Origin of the sequence: Nocardia sp. NPDC005366 (assembly GCF_040606855.1) — a bacterium.
Taxonomy (GTDB): domain Bacteria; phylum Actinomycetota; class Actinomycetes; order Mycobacteriales; family Mycobacteriaceae; genus Nocardia.
In genome coordinates this window covers 189,272-208,249 of the sequence record NZ_JBEXFQ010000001.1, presented here as the reverse complement: position 1 = coordinate 208,249, position 18,978 = coordinate 189,272, and the positions used below count along the sequence as shown (strand labels likewise).

Below are 18,978 nucleotides of genomic sequence, written 5' to 3'. Positions count from 1 at the left end.
GAGCGATGACTTCCTTCCCCCACCTGTTCGAGCCGCTCGACCTCGGTTTCACCACGCTGCGCAATCGCGTGGTGATGGGTTCCATGCACACCGGCCTCGAGGACCGCGCCTGGGACACCAACAAATTGGCGGCCTATTTCGCCGAACGCGCGAAAGGCGGTGTCGGCCTGATCATCACCGGCGGGTACGCGCCCAATCGCACCGGCTGGCTGCTGCCCTTCGGCGCCAAGCTGACCAATAAGACCGAGGCATACCGGCACCGCGCCATCACCAAGGCCGTCCACGACGCGGGCGGCAAGATCGCCATCCAGATCCTGCACGCGGGGCGCTACTCCTATATGCCCGGCAGCGTCTCCGCCTCCTCGATCAAAGCGCCGATCAATCCGTTCCGGCCGCGCGCACTCTCCGCCACGGGCGTCGAGCGGACCATCGACGATTACGCCCGGTGCGCGGCACTGGCGAAATTCGCCGGATACGACGGCTGCGAGATCATGGGCGGTGAAGGTTATTTCATCAACCAATTCCTCGCGCCGCGCACGAACAAGCGCACCGATCAATGGGGTGGTTCGCCGGAGAACCGGCGTCGTCTCGCCGTGGAGATCGTGCGCCGCACCCGCGCCGCGGTCGGCCCGGATTTCATCATCGTCTTCCGGCTGTCCATGGCGGAACTGGTGGAAGAGGGCCAGACCTTCGACGAAATCGTCGCGCTGGCACAGGAACTCGAAGCCGCGGGCGCGAATATCCTCAACACCGATATCGGCTGGCACGAGGCCAGGGTGCCGACCATCGTGACCTCGGTGCCGCGCGCGGCCTTCGTGGAATTCACCGCCAAGATCACCCAGCGGGTCGCCATCCCGGTCTGCGCCTCCAATCGCATCAATATGCCCGAAATCGCCGAGGAAATCCTGACCAGGGGCGATGCCGAGCTGGTCTCGCTGGCCCGGCCGTTCCTCACCGATCCGGATTGGGTGAACAAGGCCGCCGAGAACCGCGTCGACGAGATCAACACCTGTATCGCCTGCAACCAGGCGTGCCTGGATCACGCGTTCCAACACAAGACCGTCTCCTGTCTGCTCAATCCGCGCGCCGGGCGCGAAACCGAGCTCACGCTGCTGCCGACGCGGCGCACCAAGCGCATCGCCGTCGTCGGCGCAGGCCCTGCCGGACTCTCGGCGGCGGTCGCCCTAGCCGAGCGTGGCCATCGCGTCGATCTCTTCGAAGCCGACGACAAGATCGGCGGCCAATTCGATATCGCCCGCCGCATCCCCGGCAAGGAGGAATTCGCCGAATCGATCCGGTACTACCGGCGAATGCTCGAGATCACCGGTGTGACAGTACATCTCGACAACCGCGTGAGCGCCGACGAACTCATCGCCGGTCGATACGACGAGGTCGTGCTCGCCACCGGCGTGCAGCCGCGCATTCCGAATATCCCCGGAATCGACCACCCGATGGTGCTGTCCTACGCCGAATTGGTGCGCCAAGACCGACCGGTGGGTAAACGGGTCGCGGTCATCGGCGCGGGCGGTATCGGCTACGACGTGAGCGAATTCCTCACCGTCGAAGGACATCCGACGCTGAAGCTGGACGAATGGAAGGAGGAATGGGGCGTCACCTCCGAGGACGAACAGGTCCGCGGCCAGCTGAGGACCCCCGAACCCGCCCCCGCCGCACGCGAAGTGATACTGCTGCAACGCAAGTCGACGCCATTCGGCAAGGATCTCGGCAAGACCTCGGGCTGGGTGCACCGGGCGGCGCTGAAGGCCAAGGGTGTCGAACACCTCGGCGGCGTCAACTACGAGCGCATCGATGACAGCGGCCTGCACATCAGCTTCGGCGAGAAACGTTCCCGCCCGCAGCTGATCCCGGTCGACAATGTGATCATCTGCGCGGGCCAGGAATCGGTCCGCGAACTGGAGCAGCCGCTGCGCGCCGCGGGCGTCGCCATCCACCTGATCGGCGGCGCGGAACTCGCGGCCGAACTCGACGCCAAGCGCGCTATCGACCAGGGCACCCGCCTGGCGGCGCGTTTGTAGGCAGTGCGGTAGGCGCGCCCGGTGCGGGGAGCAGGTCGCCTCCACGCTCAGCGGCCCGCCACGGACAACGCGCCTCGCACACGGGCGCCGCGCCGCATCGCCTAGGCTCGCAGCGTGAGCCTGCCTTCCCCTTCCTCCGAGAATCGCGCGGTCGTCACCGGCGCGTCGTCCGGTATCGGTACCGCCCTCGCCACCGAGCTCGCGGCGCGCGGATATTCGCTGATCCTCGTCGCCCGGCGCGGTGACCTGCTCGAGAAGCTGGCGCAGCGGCTCACCTCGGCGCACGGGATCACCGCCGAGGTGCGCGCGGTCGATCTCTCCGACCGCGCGCAGCGCGGGCCGTTGGCCGAGGAACTCGCTGCCCGCGATATCGCCATCCTGTGCAATAACGCGGGCGTGGCGACCTTCGGCGCGGTCGCCGACCTCGATCTCGATTTCGAGCGTTCGGTGATGGAACTCAACGCGGTGGCCGTGCACGATCTCACCCTGGCCGTACTGCCAGGGATGCTCGAACGCGGTGGCGGCGGCATCCTGATCACCGGTTCTGCGGCGGGGAATATGCCGATTCCGAACAACACGACCTACGCGGCCAGCAAAGCCTTCGCCAACAGCTTCTCCGAATCGCTGCGCGGCGAACTGCGCGGCAGCGGAGTGCACGTCACACTGCTCGCGCCGGGGCCGGTGCGCACCGACAATCCGGAGCAGACCGAGGCTTTCGTCTCCGATAACAAAGTGCCCGAATTCATCTGGGTCTCCGCGGAATACACCGCGAAGCTGTCCATCGATGCCCTTGCCCGCAACAAGATGCGGGTCGTCCCCGGTCTGCTCGGCAAGGGAATGAGCGTCGCGGGCCAATTCGCGCCGCGGGCCCTTTCCGCGCCGATCGCGGGAGCTCTCTACAAGAAACTCGGCAACTGATCGCCCCACGACCCGCTGCGCGCGATATGGACCACTGACTCCGCCGCCCGCGGTGAATCACGAATCAGGCGACCGGCACGACCTGTCCGGCCGCTCGGGCCACCCGCACCGCGGCGAGTGCGTCGAGCCTGCCGAAGCCGTATTTGTCGCTGCGCCCGTCGGGGCCGTATGCCCCGCCCTGCGGGTCGATCTTGTCGCAGGAACCACGCAGCAGATCTTTGACCTTGTCCCAAGTCAGATTCGGCTGCACCGACAGCATGAGCGCCACGACACCCGCCGCGCCGGGGCAGGCGCTCGAGGTGCCGCCGAAACTGTTCGTGAAATCGCCTGCCGCGTCCCCGTCCGCGACGCTGCCGGAGTTGTAGCCGTCGCGCCCGTGCCGATCGACGGTCCAGATGCCGGGGGTCAACGCCTGCGGGTGGCCGAACGGCGCGTACCCGAAATCGCTGCTCGGGAACGCGCACCACACGGCTTTACCGAAATCACTGTAGACACTGCGCTTTCCGGTGTCGTTGCAGGCCGCGACGGCGATCACCTTCGAGAAGCTCGCGTAGCCGTCGTTATCGACCGATTCGTTGCCGTTGCCCGCGGCGAACAGGATGACGCAACCCCTACCGCCGCGACCGGTGGTGACGGCGTACTCCATCGCCAACCGGGTGCTCGCGGGCAGCGCCACCACCTGGTTGTGCGCGGGATCACTCGGCTGGAACCACGCGCCGTCGGCGGGCCCCCAGCTACACGATATGACGTCGGCGCCGTGATCGGCCGCCCACTGGAAAGCCCCTGCCTCCGCCTGTGCCCCGAGCCCAGAGGCGAGACGGATCGGCATCAGTTTCGCCTCCGGAGCGACCCCGGACGCGCCGACGGCGCCGTTCGCACAGGCCACGCCCGCGCAGGCGGTGCCGTGGTTGTCTCCGGCGTCCGGACCCGTGCCGAAGGTGTCTTTCGGCCGCGGATCGCCGGTCCCCACCGTCACGTCACGCGGCGCGACCACTTTCGCGGTGCCCGCGAATTCGGGATGGTCGATATCCACCCCGTCATCGATGACGGCGACAGTCACACCGGCGCCGCGGGTAACCGCGTGGGCCGCTTCCACATTCGCGTGTGCGTCGATCGATACCCCGCCGATGGTGGTCGGCTTCAGATGCCACTGCTGGGCGAAAACCGCCTTGCGCGAGCGCCGCCGAATCAACTCGGGGTGGCAGTACCGCACATCCTCGCGGGCGAGCAGCGCGTTCGCGATATCGAAAACCCGCTGGCCCGTGTTCTCCGGTGTGGCCGCGAAGAACGCGTTCGCCGCATAACCCACCTGTTCCTTGACCCGCAGACCCGCATCGCCCAGCACGGCGCGGCAGTTCTGTGGATCCGCGTCATCGGCGAATTTCACGAAGATGTTCTCGGTGTACAGCACCGGTTCCTCGGTGCCGGGATCGACAAGCACATGCCCGGCGAAACGTACCTCGGGCGCCGCGGCCAGCACCCGCTTGCGTTCCTGGACCGACGGTGAACCCGCAGGCAGCCGATACACCTCGACACCGGCCTCCGGGTAGCTCACCACCAGACGGGCGTCCTCGAGTTCCGCGCCCAGCGGAGTACGGACCGACCCGGATTTGCGCCGAATCCCCCGACCGCTGTGTGTCCTGACCACGATCAGAACCGCACTCTGTTCCAACTCGAAACCAGGCTCGTCCTTCGTCCCGAAATATGCGGTAGGCACCGTGAATCCCTTCGTCGCATGGCCCGAACACCACTGCCGAATCTATCCGTGGCCGAGGCCGGCGTATCCAGTATCCGGGTACTCGAAACGGGGTAGCCGCCCCACGCCGGAGACGGCACGACGGGTCGTCAGCGACGGCGGGTACCGAACAGACTGCGACTGATCTCCCGGCCAGCGGCCGTCGCCGCGGAACGCAGGAAACTCTTCACCGCGGGGTTCTTCATGATGCGCTCGGCCGCCGAATCCCGCTCGTCCGGCCGCGCGGAACGGCCGGGAGCGGGCGCGGCCTGCGGATCGTTCCTGGTCGCCGCCTCGATTTTGGCGGTAAGGATTTCGTGGGCCGACTCCCTGTCCACGGTCGCACCGTACTTCGCCGCCAACGCGCTCGCCAGCGCCCTGGATCTGATCGCCTCCTCGCCGATGGTGTCCATCAGCGAGCGGGGCGGGGAAATCCTGGTCCATGCCACCGGAGTCGGCGCGCCCCGTTCGGAGAGTACCGTCACGATCGCCTCACCGGTGCCGAGCGAGGTCAACGCCTTCTCCAAGTCGTAGACGCTGGTATTCGGATAGGTACGCACGGTTCTCGACAGCGCTTTCTGATCGTCCGGCGTGAAAGCGCGCAGGGCGTGCTGTATTCGCGCGCCCAATTGGGAGAGCACAGGATTCGGGATATCGGTGGGCAGTTGCGTGCAGAAGAACACCCCGACGCCCTTGGAGCGGATCAGTTTGACGGTCTGTTCCACCTGCTCGAGAAATGCCTTGGACGCGTCCGAGAAGAGAAGGTGCGCCTCGTCGAAGATGAAGACCAGTTCGGGCTTCTCGATATCGCCGACCTCGGGCAAGGTCTGGAACAGATCGGCAAGCACCCACATGAGGAAGGTGGAGAACATCACCGGCCGCGCGGCCTGCGCACCCAGTTCGAACAGCGTGATGACGCCCTGCCCGCCCTCGGTGCGCAACAGATCGGCCGGATCCAGTTCCGGCTCACCGAAGAAGGTCTCGCCGCCGTCGGCCTCCAGATTCACCAGCGCACGCAGAATCACCCCCGCGGTGGCGGCGGACACACCGCCGATCCCCCGCAGATCGGCCTTACCCTCGGGACTGGTGAGGTGGGTGATGACCGCCCGCAGGTCCTTCAGATCCAGCAGCGCCAGTCCCTGCTTGTCCGCCCAGTGGAAGATCAGGCCGAGGGTCGATTCCTGAGTGTCGTTGAGCCCGAGCACCTTACTGAGCAGCACCGGCCCGAACGCGGTGATGGTGGCGCGGATCGGTACCCCGATGCCGCCGGTGCCGAGCGAGACGAATTCGACAGGGAACCCGCTCGGCGTCCACTCCCGAACCCCGGTCTCCGCGGCGCGCGCGGTGATCTTCTCGTCCGCCTCGCCCGGCACGGCCAGACCCGACAGATCGCCCTTGATATCGGCCAGCACCACGGGAACCCCCGCGCGCGAGAGCTGTTCGGCGATGCCCTGCAACGTCTTCGTCTTACCGGTGCCGGTCGCGCCCGTGACCAGTCCGTGCCGGTTCATGGTGCGCATCGGGATCCGCACCGGCGCGCCCGGATCGACCTGCCCGTCGACCACGACGGCGCCGAGTTCCAGCGCGGCCCCCTCGAACGCGTAACCGGCGGCGATCTCCCGGGCGACCGACCTATCGGCGGCCTCGGCGACCGCCTGCGCCTCGGCCGCGATCCGCGCGGGGTCCTCGGCAGCCTTGCGGGCGGCTGCCGCCTTCTCCCGGGGGCTCGGCGCACTTGTTTCCCGGTCGCCTTCCGGTGAATCACTCCGCGATACGTCGTTCATCGCACATCCTCCGTTCGGGTCTGACCCCCGTCGAGGCGGGGTGTGCTGTCGCACCGAAAACGCCTGTGCCGAACTCTGCCGAAAGCCTATCCCCGCTGATCACATTCACCGGGACCCCCACCCGGTGACGCCTGCGCCGACCTCCGGCACCCGGCGAATCGAGCACAGTAAGGTTGCCCGGGTGTCCGACAAACTAGTGGTGTGGATGGATTGCGAGATGACGGGGCTGCGCCTCGACAGCGACAAGCTGATCGAGGTGGCCGCGCTCGTGACCGACAGTGACCTCAATATTCTCGGTGACGGCGTGGATATCGTCATCCACGCCGACGACGAGGCGCTGGCCGCCATGCCCGCGGTGGTCGCCGATATGCACGCGCGCTCCGGCCTCACCGACGAGGTGCGCCGCTCGGCCGTCACCCTCGCCGAGGCCGAGCAGCAGGTGCTCGACTACATCCGCCAGTTCGCGCCGACCGCGGGAACCGTTCCGTTGGCGGGTAATTCGATCGCCACCGACCGCGGCTTCATCTCCAGGGATATGCCCGCACTCGACGCTCACCTGCACTACCGCATGATCGATGTGAGTTCCATCAAGGAGCTGTGCAGGCGCTGGTATCCGCGCATCTACTTCGGGCAGCCGGAGAAGGGGCTGACCCACCGCGCGTTGGCCGATATCAAGGAGTCCATCCGCGAACTGGAGTACTACCGGCGCACCGCGTTCGTCGCCGCGCCCGGCCCCTCCACCACGGAGATCGCGGCCATCGTGGACGAGCTCAGCGACGACCCTGCTCCCGGATCGCCGCAGTAGAGCGGCTCGCCGGACACCGATTAGGGAGTCGAGGGGGTTACACGCTAGTATCGAGCGCGCCGGTGATTCACCGGCGATGGTGAGTGTAGTTCAGTTGGTAGAGCACCAGGTTGTGATCCTGGCTGTCGCGGGTTCGAGTCCCGTCACTCACCCCGAGAGGGCCGGGTCAGGATGCGAATCCTGACCCGGCCCTCACTCGTTCTCACGAGGCGACTTCTCGCCCCTCAGCGCATCATCGATCCGGTAGTAGATACCTCGTGCGGACCACGCCCGCCGAGCACTCCGCCTCGGTCAGCAGCGAATGGTCCCGGCGCGGAAGCTGTTTCCGCGTGGGGCAGCTCATCGAATGGGTCGGACGCCATACCACACCACCTGTACCTGTTCTCACCCCTCTAGACACGCCCCCGACAGCGGAAAACTGTACTGTGAAACGTAATTCCTCCAGATTGTGGTACATATCCCGGCAAGGTCCGTAGACTTCCCTCACCGAGGCGCAGGCATCGGACATCGGGTCGACAAGAAAGACAACAGTTCGTGATGCGTTCCGCGGTTATCGCAGCCTTCGTCGGGGCCACCCTGCTCACCGGCACCACCGCCACGGCGGCCGTTCAGCCCATCATCGATTCCGGTTCGGCGGGCACGGCGACCACGGGGTCGTCCAGCGGCTCCTCGGGCGGGGCCACCACCACCGGCTCCGGTAACTCGGGATCGGCTACCGGGCTGGAGAGCCTGCTCTTCGGCGGGCCGCTGCTGTGCGCCGCGATCGGCAGCGCGATCAACGCCAACCTCACCTGCCCCGGCACCGCGGGACCGAATATCCCCTGAGTTCCCGAAACGAGAAAGGCTCCCCGCGATGCGGGGAGCCTTTTCGCTGTGGTCGCCGATCAGCGGACGTCCGCGTTGCCCTCTTTCCATTCTGCCCACGGAATATTCCAGTCACCGAGGCCGTCGGTTCCCGACAGCGTGCCGCCGACGGTGTTCTTGACGATGGTGATGTCCCCGCGCTTGGCGTTCTGGAACACCCACTGCGCATTCGCCGGGCTGAGATTCAGGCAGCCGTGGCTGGTGTTGGTGTTGCCCTGCGCACCCACCGACCAGGGGGCCGAATGGAAGAAGATGCCGCTGTAGGAGAGCCGGGTCGCGAAGTCCACCGGCGTCTTGTACCCGGCGGGCGAGTTCACCGCGACACCGTAGGTCGAGGAGTCCATGATGATCTTCTCGTGCTTGTCGGCCACGATGTAGACCCCGTTGTCGGTCGGCGTGCTGTCCTTACCCATGGAGGTATCCATGGTGCGGATCACCTGACCGTTCTGCTCGACGACCACTTGTTTGGTGTTGTCGTCCGCGGTGAAGATCATCGCGTCGCCGACCGTGAAGTAGGAGTGCAGATTGTCCTGGCCGTAGAGGCCGTTGCCGAGATTCTTGCCGTAGACGTTGACGTCGATGGTGACCTTGGTACCCGGGGCCCAGAAATGTTCGGGCCGCCACCGCACCTCGCGATTGTTCACCCAATAGAACGCGCCCTCGACCGGCGGCTCGGTAGTGATCTTGATCGCGTCCTGGGCCGCCCGACGGTCCGGAATGTTCTCGTCGAACTGCACCGCCACCGGCTGACCGATGCCGACCACCTCGCCCTCGCCCGGAATCAGATAGGGATGGGTCTGATTGTTCGGGGAACTGGTGGTGAAACGCAGCGCGGTGGAATTGCCGCCGCCAAGACCGATCGCGTCGGCGGTCAACGTGTAGGACTTGCCGTAGCCGAGAACCTCGGTGGTCTCCCAGGAACGACCGTCGGCGGCCAGCCTGCCGCTCACCGGATCATCCTGCGCGTTCACCAATTTCACATTCGTGAACTGCCCGTCATCGACCTTGAATGTCATCGGGACGCCCGGCGAGACGCCGACATCGCCGTCCTTGACCGGGGACATCAGTTTCGGTTTGATCAACTCGGTGATCGGATTGCGATCGATCGCCACCACGTCACCGGCAGTACCCGACGACGACGCACACGCCGTCGCCCCGAGTGCGAGCACCGCGAGGACGGCCACCGGTCCAGCTAGTTTCCGCATCGACCAACGATGCCGACCTCGACCAACGCTCATATTCAACCCCGTTTCAAGTCCCGGCGCCCCTGTAGAGCACGCCGATGGCTTCGGATCCAACCGATTGCTGCGCTCAACTCACCGCGCAGGCGGGATCGGTCGAGACCACGTAGCCATTCTGCCAGCACTGCGAGACCGATCCAATGTGAAGATCGCAGCGCCGCGACCCGGTCCACCGGATTGATACGTCGCGGACCGCCCAGTGTTAACACCGCCCCATCGGGCGACATCACCCCGCTCAACTGGCGATTTCACTTCTGCCACCTCCGCCTGTTAATGTTTGTCCCGCACCGGAACACGGGGCAGGCGCCATTAGCTCAATTGGCAGAGCAGCTGACTCTTAATCAGCGGGTTCGGGGTTCGAGTCCCTGATGGCGCACCATAAATCTTCTCCCTACCAGCGATTACGCTGACGAGGAGAACCACGGGGCGATCGAACTGCAAGCGGGATCTGTAGCTTACGGTGACGACCCTCGATCGTGGAGACAGCGCGGCTACCGTGCCATGTCTGTGATCTACCACACGAACCGACCGGACGATCTGATCACCGTCGCGCGATCACGCCCCCGAGTCGACCTCGGATATTCACACCGGGGCCATGGAACCCGGATCCCCCCACACCCGTCCGATCTCTGACGCGCGGCTATGTAGCGGCCGGCAACCCAGAAAATGTCGCGCAGATCACGGCGACATCACCGCGGCTCGATAGCCGACCAGAACCCGCTCCCATCGTCACGCCATCGTGACCTTCTCTCGCCATCGGTCACATTTCGGACACGGCGCGAGGTCGTCGCAGGCAAATTCCTGGCTTACCGACCGAAAACTTCTGTGACCTACAGCACATGATGTTTAGGGGCAAATCCCCTGCGTACGGCTAGGATTTCGGCGCCGTCCTGGGCCTCCCAAGATCGCTAGCGCCTCTCATTCACTTTTCGTTCATCCTGCGTTCATGTGTCGTGACCATTCTGCAATCAGGTCACGAAACGACCTGAAGTTTGGTTAGACCGAGATTTCGTTACCCGCATTCGGAAACGACCGAGAAAGTCCACAGGGACTCCTATCGGAGCGGGGCAACCGCGAAATTCAGCTCCCCGAACTTCGACCTCGCTTCACCTCGAGTGTGAAGCCTCGCGCACAGCGCGGGCCGGGAATGCGCCGAGCGCGCACCGATGCCGACATGTGATCGGCGCCCGGCCCGGGGACCGGAGCGTCCCCACAACCGAATCCCATAACAGCACATCTGCTCGAACGGTGAGCGGCCGGTACGGCGCTCGCCTTGGATTCGCACTGCCTCGTGGCGGCCGAATCGGTCCTGTCCCCGAAGAAGGAACCTCGTAATGCCTGACAGTCGCTTCTCTCGTATCCGCCGCACCACGCTTCGCGAGGGTTTCACCTTCGCCGTCGCCGCGGCGGGCATCGTGGCCGTCGCGGCCTCGTCAGCGGTTTCTGTGGCTGACGACAGCGTCGCCGCGCGCATTGCCGTCGTCGCCGACGAACAGCCCGCCGCCGGGCAGGTCCCCGCCGGGCAGGTCCCCGCCGGGCAGGTCCCCGCCGAGCAGGCCGCCACCGTGCAGGAGGCCGCGGCAGCGGTACCCGCGCCGATGCCGGCACCCGCCCCGGAACCGGCGCCCGCGCCGATGCCGGCACCCGCGCCGCCGGTCTACGAGGACAACCTCGACGGCTGGATCCACCAGGCTCTCGACATCATGGCCGCCAACGGCATCCCCGGCACCTACGAGGGCATCCACCGCAACATCATGCGCGAGTCGACCGGCAATCCCCGGGCGATCAACCTGTGGGATTCCAACGCCGCCATGGGCATCCCGTCCAAGGGTCTGCTCCAAGTGATCGACCCCACCTTCGCGGCCTACCACGTCGAAGGCACCCCGTTCGACGTGTGGAACCCGGTCGCGAACATCGTGGCGGCCTGCAATTACGCCGCCCACCGCTACGGCTCGATGGACAACGTCAACTCGGCGTACTGAGTCGCACGCATTCCCGAGTAGCCCCCGGCTCGATCGACACCGATCGAGCCGGGGGCTACCGGCGTACGATGCTCGACGTGGCCGATTACGCGCATACCGACGCGTCGGTCAGCCGCCGCGCCGAGAAGGCACGCCGTTTGGCCGCCTACCTCTGGGACCGCGATATCAGCGGGGCCGAACTGCTCGACATGTCCGGCGCCACCCGGCGCAAACTGGCGCGGGCGGCGGATACCAATCCGCCGAGCACCGACGAGACCTGGACGGCCGCCGCCCGGCTGCTGGACGAGAAACAGGCGTGGTCGCAGCGCAATCCCGGTCACCCCGCCGGAGAACGGGCATATGTCGAGGAGAAGATCCTGTGGGTCAAACCGCCGGTCAGACCCTGGATGTCCGAATAGTCAGCGACTCGGCTGGTCCAGCGGGGCCGACCGCTCGGCCACCGGCACCACCCGATCCGCCAGCGAGCGCAGCGCCTCGGCCTCGCGATTCGTCATCGGCTCGATGAACAGTGTGCGCACCAGATCGACATGATTCGGGGCTGCCCGTTCGATGGCGGCGCGCCCCTGCGGTGTCAGACGCACCAGGATGCCCCTGGCATCATCCGCCGCGGGCGTGCGCTCGACGAGTCCGCGAGATGCCATGCGCGCCAAGTGTTTCGACAGCCTGCTCTTCTCCCAGCACACCTCGGCGGCCAATTCCTTGGCGCGCATGGCGTCATCGGGTGCGGCCGAGAGAGCGACGAGGAGTTCGTAATCAGCGAAGGACAGGCCGTCACGCGCCAGTCCCGCCGCCAGGGCGGCGTCCATCCGCTGACGCAGCCGCACATAGGCCTGCCAGGTCTTCTGCTCGTCATCGTTCAGCCACCGCACCACGGGAATGATCCTAGTCCTCATTTAGTTGACATGGATACCAATAGCCCCCAGGAGGTGCCACATGCCCGCCATCACCGTCGACGACATCATGATCCTGCCGCGTCTGCAGCGGCCGGACCGGGACGCACGCGAACGCCGGGTCGAGAAACTGGTCACCGCGCACAAACAATTGGAGGGCGCGGGATTCCAGGTGCGCAGGCCGTTCCCGAGCGTGGACCTGCGTTCGGCCGATCCGTTCATCCTGCTCGACCAGATGGGCCCGGTGGCCTACGAACCGCACGAGGCCAAAGGCGCGCCATGGCATCCGCATCGCGGCTTCGAAACCGTCACCTACATGCTGGACGGCACCATGGTCCACCACGACTCCAACGGCGGTGGCGGCACCATCAGCGAGGGTGACACCCAGTGGATGACCGCGGGTTCGGGCATTCTGCACGACGAGGTGCCGCCGGAGGAACTGGTCGTCAGCGGCGGCTGGTTCCACGGCATCCAACTCTGGGTGAATCTGCCGCGGGTGCTGAAGATGACGCCGCCGCGTTACCAGGATCTGGACGCCTCGAAGCTGACACTGGTCAGTTCCCACGACGGCGGCGCGCTCGTGCGCGTCATCGCGGGTGAGATCGGCGGATTCAGCGGCCCCGGTTCGACATACACGCCGATCGCCTACGCACACGCCTCGATCAGTCCCGGCGGACAATTGGAAATGCCATGGCCGCAACAATTTACAGCAATGGCATACGTTTTATCCGGTCGCGGAACAGTTGGCGCCGAGCGCCGTCCATTCGCCGAAGGGCAGCTCGCGGTCTTCGGTCCCGGGTCGGCGATCACGGTGTCAGCTGATTCCGAGCAAAACACCGTGACCGGAGATTTCGAGGTGCTGCTACTCGGCGGACAACCGCTGCGTGAGCCGGTTGTCCAGTACGGGCCGTTCGTGATGAATACCCGCGCCGAAATCATCCAGGCGATGGAGGATTACCAATCGGGACGAATGGGCAACATTCCAGCGGAGCACAGTCGCGGCACGCGAATCGGCGAATAACCGCGGTGTGCGCCTGCCCCTAATGCCCTAGTTCCTCGGCCGCGCGGTTGACAACCGGCCGGAGCGTCACGAAGGTGGATGCGGCGTAGCCCGATCGACGCAACATCCACCACACCAGACACAGAGGAATACATGAACGTTCGCCGGCTTACCGTCAGCGCCGCCGCCGCGGGCCTGACCCTCCTCGCGGCTCCGGCCGCCATGGCCGCACCCACCGGTTCGGCAGGGACGGGTTCATCCGCCATAGATACCGGCTCGGCCGCGACCGGTTCGGCCGGTCTGTCGCAGACCGGTTCCGCCGCAGGCGCCTTCAACAATTGCGATGATGCCAGGGCGGCCGGTCGCGCACCCCTGTTCCGCGGAGAACCGGGCTACGGGCCGCATCTGGACCCAGACGGCGACGGATTCGCCTGCCCGACCGTCTGATCACCTCGAAGACGAAACACCCGGTGCGGCCTGCTGGCCACACCGGGTGTTTTTCGTGCGCGTCGAGTCAGCGGAAGATCTTGAGCAGAACCAGGCCGACGACCACGGCACCGGCCCCGATCAGGCTGTACTTCACCTTCGGCTCGTTCAACTTCGCCAATACCAGGTGTTTGGTGTCGTCGGCGATCCGCTGCGGATCGGCGCGAACCGCGATCTCGTCGAGCGTGCTCGCGAGCCGAGTGCGCGCCTCCTCGATATCACGCTCGATCCGGTCGGTATCCCTAGCCACGTCAATGTCCTCCTGTCGATTTCGGCGCCGCCGGGCGCGGACCAGGCGCGAAGTGCAGGCCGTCCGCGAGTCACCAGGGCTCGCGGACGAGTGTATCCGCCTGCCTCGTGTCGGCATGTTCGGTTACCGTGCAGGACGTGACCGACAACCAACGACTCTCCGCGGGCGATACCGCCCCCGCGTTCACGCTGTCCGACGCCGACGGCGCAGAGGTCTCACTCGCCGACTATCGCGGCCGCAAGGTGATCGTGTACTTCTACCCCGCCGCGAGCACGCCGGGCTGCACCAAACAGGCCTGCGATTTCCGCGACAATCTGTCCGAACTCAACCACGCCGGCATCGATGTGCTCGGAATCTCACCCGATAAGCCTGCCAAACTGGCGAAATTCCGCGACGCGGAACAACTCACCTTCCCGCTGCTGTCCGATCCGGACAAGAGCGTGCTCACCGCGTGGGGCGCGTTCGGCGAGAAGACCATGTACGGCAAAACCGTCACCGGCGTCATCCGGTCCACCTTTCTGGTGGACGAACAGGGCCGCATAGAGGTCGCCCAGTACAACGTGCGCGCCACCGGTCACGTCGCCAAACTGCGCCGCGATCTGTCGGTCTGACCGACCGGACGGCCCGCTCACCGCAGTCCGCGCACGAAACTCTCGTAGCCGTCCAAAATCCGGTCCAGACCGAATTCGAAGTCGGCTCTGTTCCAATCGATGTCGTCGCCGAAGCTATCCGGCGACAGGGCCGCGACCACGTTGGGGTAGAGCTGCGGATCGAGTAGCCGCTGCGATACCTCGGCGTAGTCGACGTCGTTCGCATCCTCGATCGACAGACCGCGGGCTATGCGCATTCTGCCCATCACGTAGAACGACAGGTTCATCACCATCCGCATGCGCATCGGCACCGGCACCTCGGTGGCGGCCAAGATCCCCAATCCGGCCTCCAGCCAGGCCATATTGTTCGGTCCCATCGGCGGGCCGATGAGCGGGATGTCGAGCCACCACGGATGCCGTTCGATCGCGGCGCATTCCGCCATCGACCACTGCCGGAGCCCCTCGCGCCACGGTGTGCCCGCGGCGATCACCGGCGGCGTTCCTACCACCCGGTCCAGTAGCAGGTCGATGAGCGTCTGCTTGCTGTCCACATAGCGGTACAGCGACATCGCCGTGAAGCCGAGTTGCTTGGCGACTCGATTCATGGACAACGCCGGATAGCCCTCGGCGTCGGCCACCTCGACGGCGGCATCGAGGATCTGGTCCAGCGTCAGACCGCGCTTCGGTCCCCGACCGCCCGGTGCGTCCAGCCCCCACAACAGTGCGATGGACTTCGGTATCGCCGCTTCGTCGGATGCCGCCATCGACTTCCGGCTCCTCTCCGTCGTGCGGGCCTCGGCGCGCCGCGGGATTCGACGCCGAGCCCATTCTGGTCCGTCCCGCGCGCCTGTCCGCCCTCTGGTCCACCACTTGCGCCCGGTAACTGTTTATTCTATAAACTATGTTTATTACATAAACAGTTTTCCAGGAGAGCCATGGCACCCCGATCCCACCCCGCGCTCACCACGCGGCGCCTCACCAAAGCTTTCGGCGATCACCTCGTCCTTGCCGGCATCGACCTGTCCGTCGACGTGGGGACTGTCTTCGCCCTACTCGGCCCGAACGGATCGGGAAAGACCACACTGGTCCGCATCCTCGCCACCCTCAGCCGACCCGACAGCGGTGACGTCCGGGTTCTCGGCCACGATCTGATTCACGAGCCCGCCGCCGTGCGCCGCCGCATCGGTGTCACGGGACAGTATTCGGCCGTCGACAATGTGCTGACCGGCGCCGAGAACCTTCGACTCACCGGCAGACTGCTCCATCTGGACCGGGCGCGGATCGCCGAACGCACCGCCGGACTACTGGACCGATTCGACCTGACCGACGTCGCCGACCGTCGCGCCGCGACCTATTCGGGCGGCCTGCGCCGCCGTCTCGATCTCGCGATGAGTCTCATGGGCGGCCCCGACCTGATCTTCCTGGACGAGCCGACCACCGGCTTGGACCCACGCAGCCGCCGCGAACTGTGGCAGGTGATCCAACGACTCACCGCCGACGGCGTCACCGTCTTCCTCACCACCCAATACCTCGAAGAGGCAGACCAATTGGCCGACCGCGTCGCCCTGCTCGACCACGGTGCGATCGTCGCCGAAGGCACCCCGGAGGAACTCAAACGGCGTGCGCCCGGCGGCCACATTCAGCTGCGTTTCGGCGATCAGGGGCAATGGTCCGCTGCCGTCCGCGCCGTCGCGGACCGGGCGGGAACCGCCGATCAGGACCAATTGACGCTGCAGGTGCCCTCCGACGGCAACGCGGGCGACGTGAAAAGGCTGCTCGATCGGTTCGAGGAGCTCGACATCACCGTCGAACAGCTCACCGTCCACATTCCGGATCTCGATGATGTGTTCTTCGCGCTGACCGGGCACCCCACCCACCCCGCGCCGGTCGCCTGACCGGCTCCCACCGAACGAGACGAACCGATGCCGACCTTCTCCGCCGCCCAGCGCACCCTGCGCGCCACCCAGGATTCCGGCACCATGCTGGACCGCAACTTGCGTCACACCCTTCGCAGCCCCGACACCATGATCGTGAGCATCGCGCTTCCCGTGATGATCCTGCTGATGTTCGTCTACGTCTTCGGCGGCGCGATGGACGTCGGCCCCGGACCCTATATCGACTACGTGGTGCCAGGAATCATCTTGCTGTGCGCCGGATTCGGCGCGGGAACCACGGCCGTGAGCATTTCGACCGATATGAAAGACGGCATCGTCGACCGGTTCCGGACCATGGATATCGCACGCTCCGCGGTACTCACGGGCCACGTCGCCGAAAGCCTGATCCGCAATATGATCACCACCAGCGTGGTGATCGTTGTGGCAGTGGCGCTCGGTTTCCGCCCGACCACCGATCCGCTGCGCTGGCTCGGCGCGCTCGGGGTCATCGCGATGTTCGTCCTCGCGCTGTCCTGGATCGCCGCCGCTCTCGGGCTGCTCGCGAGAAATCCGGAGGCGGCCAACGGCTTCACCGTCACCTTCATGTTCATTCCCTATGTGAGCAGTGCGTTCGTCCCACCCGAATCCATGCCGACCTGGCTGCACTGGTTCGCCGAGAACCAGCCCGTCACCCCGGTGATCGAAACCGTGCGCGGGTTGCTGATGGGCACCCCGATCGGCGATAGCGCGGTCACGGCGGTCGGGTGGTGCGCCGGGATCGCCGTCGCCGGTTACCTCGCAGCCGCAACACTGTTCACGCGCCGCACCACCGACTGAATGCACCGGACACCGATGAAATCACGCTCAGAATTGCTGAGCGGCCCAGCTCATCAGCAGGCGGAAGTGGTTATCCCACCACCGCTGGGATTCGGCGGTGAAGGCGGGAGGCGGCGGGGCCTCACCGGGGAACAGCATGAAATCGTTCGGCGGTCCGACCTTGGCCGCCGGGTCGGGGGCCGCCGTGCCGGGCACCTGCGACATGGCGGTGGTCTCCGATTCGTGCGCGGACGATTCGGACTCGTCCACCGGCAGCGGGTGACTGCCCAACAACTGGGGCATCACCCGCGAACGGGGCCCACCGGTGTCGGTGGTCATCACCGTGGGCTCGCCCGCCCACGAATCCGTTCCCGCGGCCGGCACACGGCCCACGTCGAATCCCGGCCGCACCGGCGGCCCTGCCGTGGAGCCGCCGGCCGCACCGGACCCGTTCACCGGTCCGGTGCCCGCCTGACCCCGGGAATCGACGGCGGCGCTCGTGTCGGAGGCCACGGCCGACACATCGGTACTCGAGATGTTGTACAGCGTGTAGATACCGCCTGCCATCACCCCACCGGCCAGCACGCTCGCCGCCGCGAACAGTGCCGCCGTCCCTCGCCCGTAGCGGCCCTGCTCCACGGCGACGGTCACGTCCTCCGTATCCCCCGAGACGGTCAGCGCGGCGCCGACCGCGGGCGCGGACGAGGCGAACGCGCACGGCAACACCGGCGCGCCGAACCGCTCGAGCGCGGCGCGCACCGCGGCCACCTCCGCGCCGGAACCGATCAGCACGACGGCATCCGCGCGTACCGCGGCCGCCTCGAGCTGATCCCAGGCCGCCGAAACCGCCGCGCCGAGGGCTTCCCTGGTGGCGCGGCCCGTACTGCTGGTCGCGGCCAGCACCCTGCTGCGGGCACGATCGACCAGGGTGAACGACTGGTGCCCTGGAACGACCTCGCAGATGAGCAGGTGGTCGAATTCCTTCAGCCACGTCATCATCGCGGCGACGCTCAGGTGTGCCGACTTCGTCGACACCAGCGAGGTCGACTGCCAGGGACCGGCGGCCAACCGGGTGACGATGGCGCGGCGCTCGGCGGGATCGCGGTAGACCACTGCGGCGCCGCCGATTTCCTGATCGGGACCGATTTCGGCGGCGACTTCGTCCATCGCCGCCTCGACCGCCGCCGCCACGTCCGCCTTGGTGTCACCGAATGTTCGCTCCACCCGGTGCGCCAGCACGCGTTCAGGCAGCCGTTCGCCGGAATCGGCGAGCGCTACCGCGTGCACAGCGCCACGTTCGGTGGAGACGCCGAGTGTGACCACAGTTCGAGCTGCCTCTGTTCGAGCTACCACAGCTATGCCTCCCTGTACGACTTCCGGATGGTGACCGTCCGCGTTCTTGCCCAGCTCGACGGCGTTCACAGCCGTCGAGGCCATTCGAGGTTCAGCCCCACGTACGCGGGATGCCGCAGGTCGCACCCTGCCGAAGCACGGTGCGAAGCTCCTTACAGCATCGGTACGAATTCACGCCCGCTCGTTATGTGTTCGGAACTACATCGGCTCCGGATGGGTCATGAAATGTGACAGAACCGAACACGCTGGCCTGGTGCGCGTGTCGCGTACTTGTCGGTACCGCTAGCCTGGGTGGGTGGATGTACACACGGAGGCCAGGGCAAAGCGGCACCTGGACCCCGCGTTGGAGCTGCA

General features: G+C 66.2%; 18 protein-coding genes and 2 tRNA genes. 13 read left to right on the top strand and 7 right to left on the bottom strand.

What is annotated here, in order from left to right; genetic code table 11:
- Positions 1-5: 5 nt before the first annotated feature.
- Both ABZS43_RS00880 and cmrA read left to right on the top strand, forming a co-directional pair.
- Positions 6-2,036 (top strand): NADPH-dependent 2,4-dienoyl-CoA reductase, encoded by a 2,031-nt coding sequence (locus ABZS43_RS00880; RefSeq protein ID WP_355033717.1) that lies wholly within the window; start codon positions 6-8, stop codon positions 2,034-2,036.
- Positions 2,037-2,150: 114 nt separating this feature from the next.
- Complete coding sequence (gene cmrA, locus ABZS43_RS00875; protein WP_355033716.1) at positions 2,151-2,954, top strand: mycolate reductase; 804 nt, start codon at positions 2,151-2,153, stop codon at positions 2,952-2,954.
- Positions 2,955-3,018: 64 nt separating this feature from the next.
- On the opposite strand, the gene ABZS43_RS00870 is transcribed toward cmrA, so the two are convergent.
- Both ABZS43_RS00870 and ABZS43_RS00865 read right to left on the bottom strand, forming a co-directional pair.
- The gene (locus tag ABZS43_RS00870) at positions 3,019-4,671 is read right to left on the bottom strand and encodes a S8 family serine peptidase (RefSeq protein WP_355033715.1); all 1,653 of its coding nucleotides are present in this window, start codon (positions 4,669-4,671) and stop codon (positions 3,019-3,021) included.
- 128 nt (positions 4,672-4,799) lie between these two features.
- The gene (locus ABZS43_RS00865) at positions 4,800-6,473 is read right to left on the bottom strand and encodes a helicase HerA-like domain-containing protein (RefSeq protein WP_355033714.1); all 1,674 of its coding nucleotides are present in this window, start codon (positions 6,471-6,473) and stop codon (positions 4,800-4,802) included.
- A 181-nt stretch (positions 6,474-6,654) separates the two neighbouring features.
- On the opposite strand from ABZS43_RS00865, the gene orn reads away from it, so the two are divergent.
- The 3 genes from orn to ABZS43_RS00850 all read left to right on the top strand — a co-directional run bounded on the left by orn (position 6,655) and on the right by ABZS43_RS00850 (position 8,103).
- Positions 6,655-7,278 carry an oligoribonuclease gene (gene orn / locus ABZS43_RS00860; RefSeq protein ID WP_355033713.1) on the top strand — a complete coding sequence of 208 codons (624 nt, stop codon included), beginning with the start codon at positions 6,655-6,657 and terminating at the stop codon, positions 7,276-7,278.
- Between the two features lie 79 nt (positions 7,279-7,357).
- Positions 7,358-7,430, top strand: a tRNA-His gene (locus ABZS43_RS00855).
- Positions 7,431-7,815: 385 nt separating this feature from the next.
- Positions 7,816-8,103, top strand: coding sequence for a hypothetical protein (locus ABZS43_RS00850; protein ID WP_355033712.1), 288 nt, complete (start codon positions 7,816-7,818; stop codon positions 8,101-8,103).
- A gap of 59 nt (positions 8,104-8,162) precedes the next feature.
- Here ABZS43_RS00850 and ABZS43_RS00845 read toward each other — a convergent pair whose 3' ends face one another.
- On the bottom strand, positions 8,163-9,347 hold the full coding sequence (locus ABZS43_RS00845; RefSeq protein ID WP_355033711.1) for an Ig-like domain-containing protein: 1,185 nt from the start codon (positions 9,345-9,347) through the stop codon (positions 8,163-8,165).
- 339 nt (positions 9,348-9,686) lie between these two features.
- Here ABZS43_RS00845 and ABZS43_RS00840 point away from each other — a divergent pair.
- The 3 genes from ABZS43_RS00840 (at position 9,687) to ABZS43_RS00830 (ending at position 11,763) form a co-directional block, all read left to right on the top strand.
- Positions 9,687-9,762 (top strand) — tRNA-Lys (locus ABZS43_RS00840).
- Positions 9,763-10,717: 955 nt separating this feature from the next.
- Positions 10,718-11,365: a transglycosylase SLT domain-containing protein gene (locus ABZS43_RS00835; protein ID WP_355033710.1), complete on the top strand. Its 648-nt coding sequence runs from the start codon at positions 10,718-10,720 to the stop codon at positions 11,363-11,365.
- Positions 11,366-11,433: 68 nt separating this feature from the next.
- Complete coding sequence (locus tag ABZS43_RS00830) at positions 11,434-11,763, top strand: hypothetical protein (RefSeq protein ID WP_355033709.1); 330 nt, start codon at positions 11,434-11,436, stop codon at positions 11,761-11,763.
- On the opposite strand, the gene ABZS43_RS00825 is transcribed toward ABZS43_RS00830, so the two are convergent.
- Positions 11,764-12,237 carry a MarR family winged helix-turn-helix transcriptional regulator gene (locus tag ABZS43_RS00825; RefSeq protein WP_355033708.1) on the bottom strand — a complete coding sequence of 158 codons (474 nt, stop codon included), beginning with the start codon at positions 12,235-12,237 and terminating at the stop codon, positions 11,764-11,766. It abuts the gene before it with no gap.
- 61 nt (positions 12,238-12,298) lie between these two features.
- On the opposite strand from ABZS43_RS00825, the gene ABZS43_RS00820 reads away from it, so the two are divergent.
- Positions 12,299-13,276 carry a pirin family protein gene (locus tag ABZS43_RS00820; RefSeq protein WP_355033707.1) on the top strand — a complete coding sequence of 326 codons (978 nt, stop codon included), beginning with the start codon at positions 12,299-12,301 and terminating at the stop codon, positions 13,274-13,276.
- Between the two features lie 132 nt (positions 13,277-13,408).
- Positions 13,409-13,702 carry an excalibur calcium-binding domain-containing protein gene (locus tag ABZS43_RS00815; protein WP_355033706.1) on the top strand — a complete coding sequence of 98 codons (294 nt, stop codon included), beginning with the start codon at positions 13,409-13,411 and terminating at the stop codon, positions 13,700-13,702.
- A 67-nt stretch (positions 13,703-13,769) separates the two neighbouring features.
- Here ABZS43_RS00815 and ABZS43_RS00810 read toward each other — a convergent pair whose 3' ends face one another.
- Positions 13,770-13,991, bottom strand: coding sequence for a DUF3618 domain-containing protein (locus ABZS43_RS00810; protein WP_355033705.1), 222 nt, complete (start codon positions 13,989-13,991; stop codon positions 13,770-13,772).
- Between the two features lie 137 nt (positions 13,992-14,128).
- On the opposite strand from ABZS43_RS00810, the gene bcp reads away from it, so the two are divergent.
- Positions 14,129-14,602, top strand: coding sequence for a thioredoxin-dependent thiol peroxidase (gene bcp / locus ABZS43_RS00805; protein WP_355033704.1), 474 nt, complete (start codon positions 14,129-14,131; stop codon positions 14,600-14,602).
- Positions 14,603-14,619: 17 nt separating this feature from the next.
- Here bcp and ABZS43_RS00800 read toward each other — a convergent pair whose 3' ends face one another.
- On the bottom strand, positions 14,620-15,345 hold the full coding sequence (locus tag ABZS43_RS00800; protein WP_355033703.1) for a TetR/AcrR family transcriptional regulator: 726 nt from the start codon (positions 15,343-15,345) through the stop codon (positions 14,620-14,622).
- 171 nt (positions 15,346-15,516) lie between these two features.
- Between ABZS43_RS00800 and ABZS43_RS00795 the strand changes: the two genes are divergently transcribed.
- Both ABZS43_RS00795 and ABZS43_RS00790 read left to right on the top strand, forming a co-directional pair.
- The gene (locus ABZS43_RS00795) at positions 15,517-16,476 is read left to right on the top strand and encodes an ATP-binding cassette domain-containing protein (protein WP_355033702.1); all 960 of its coding nucleotides are present in this window, start codon (positions 15,517-15,519) and stop codon (positions 16,474-16,476) included.
- A 27-nt stretch (positions 16,477-16,503) separates the two neighbouring features.
- Complete coding sequence (locus ABZS43_RS00790; RefSeq protein ID WP_355033701.1) at positions 16,504-17,292, top strand: ABC transporter permease; 789 nt, start codon at positions 16,504-16,506, stop codon at positions 17,290-17,292.
- 27 nt (positions 17,293-17,319) lie between these two features.
- On the opposite strand, the gene ABZS43_RS00785 is transcribed toward ABZS43_RS00790, so the two are convergent.
- The gene (locus ABZS43_RS00785) at positions 17,320-18,594 is read right to left on the bottom strand and encodes a hypothetical protein (RefSeq protein WP_355033700.1); all 1,275 of its coding nucleotides are present in this window, start codon (positions 18,592-18,594) and stop codon (positions 17,320-17,322) included.
- Between the last annotated feature and the right edge of the window lie 384 nt (positions 18,595-18,978).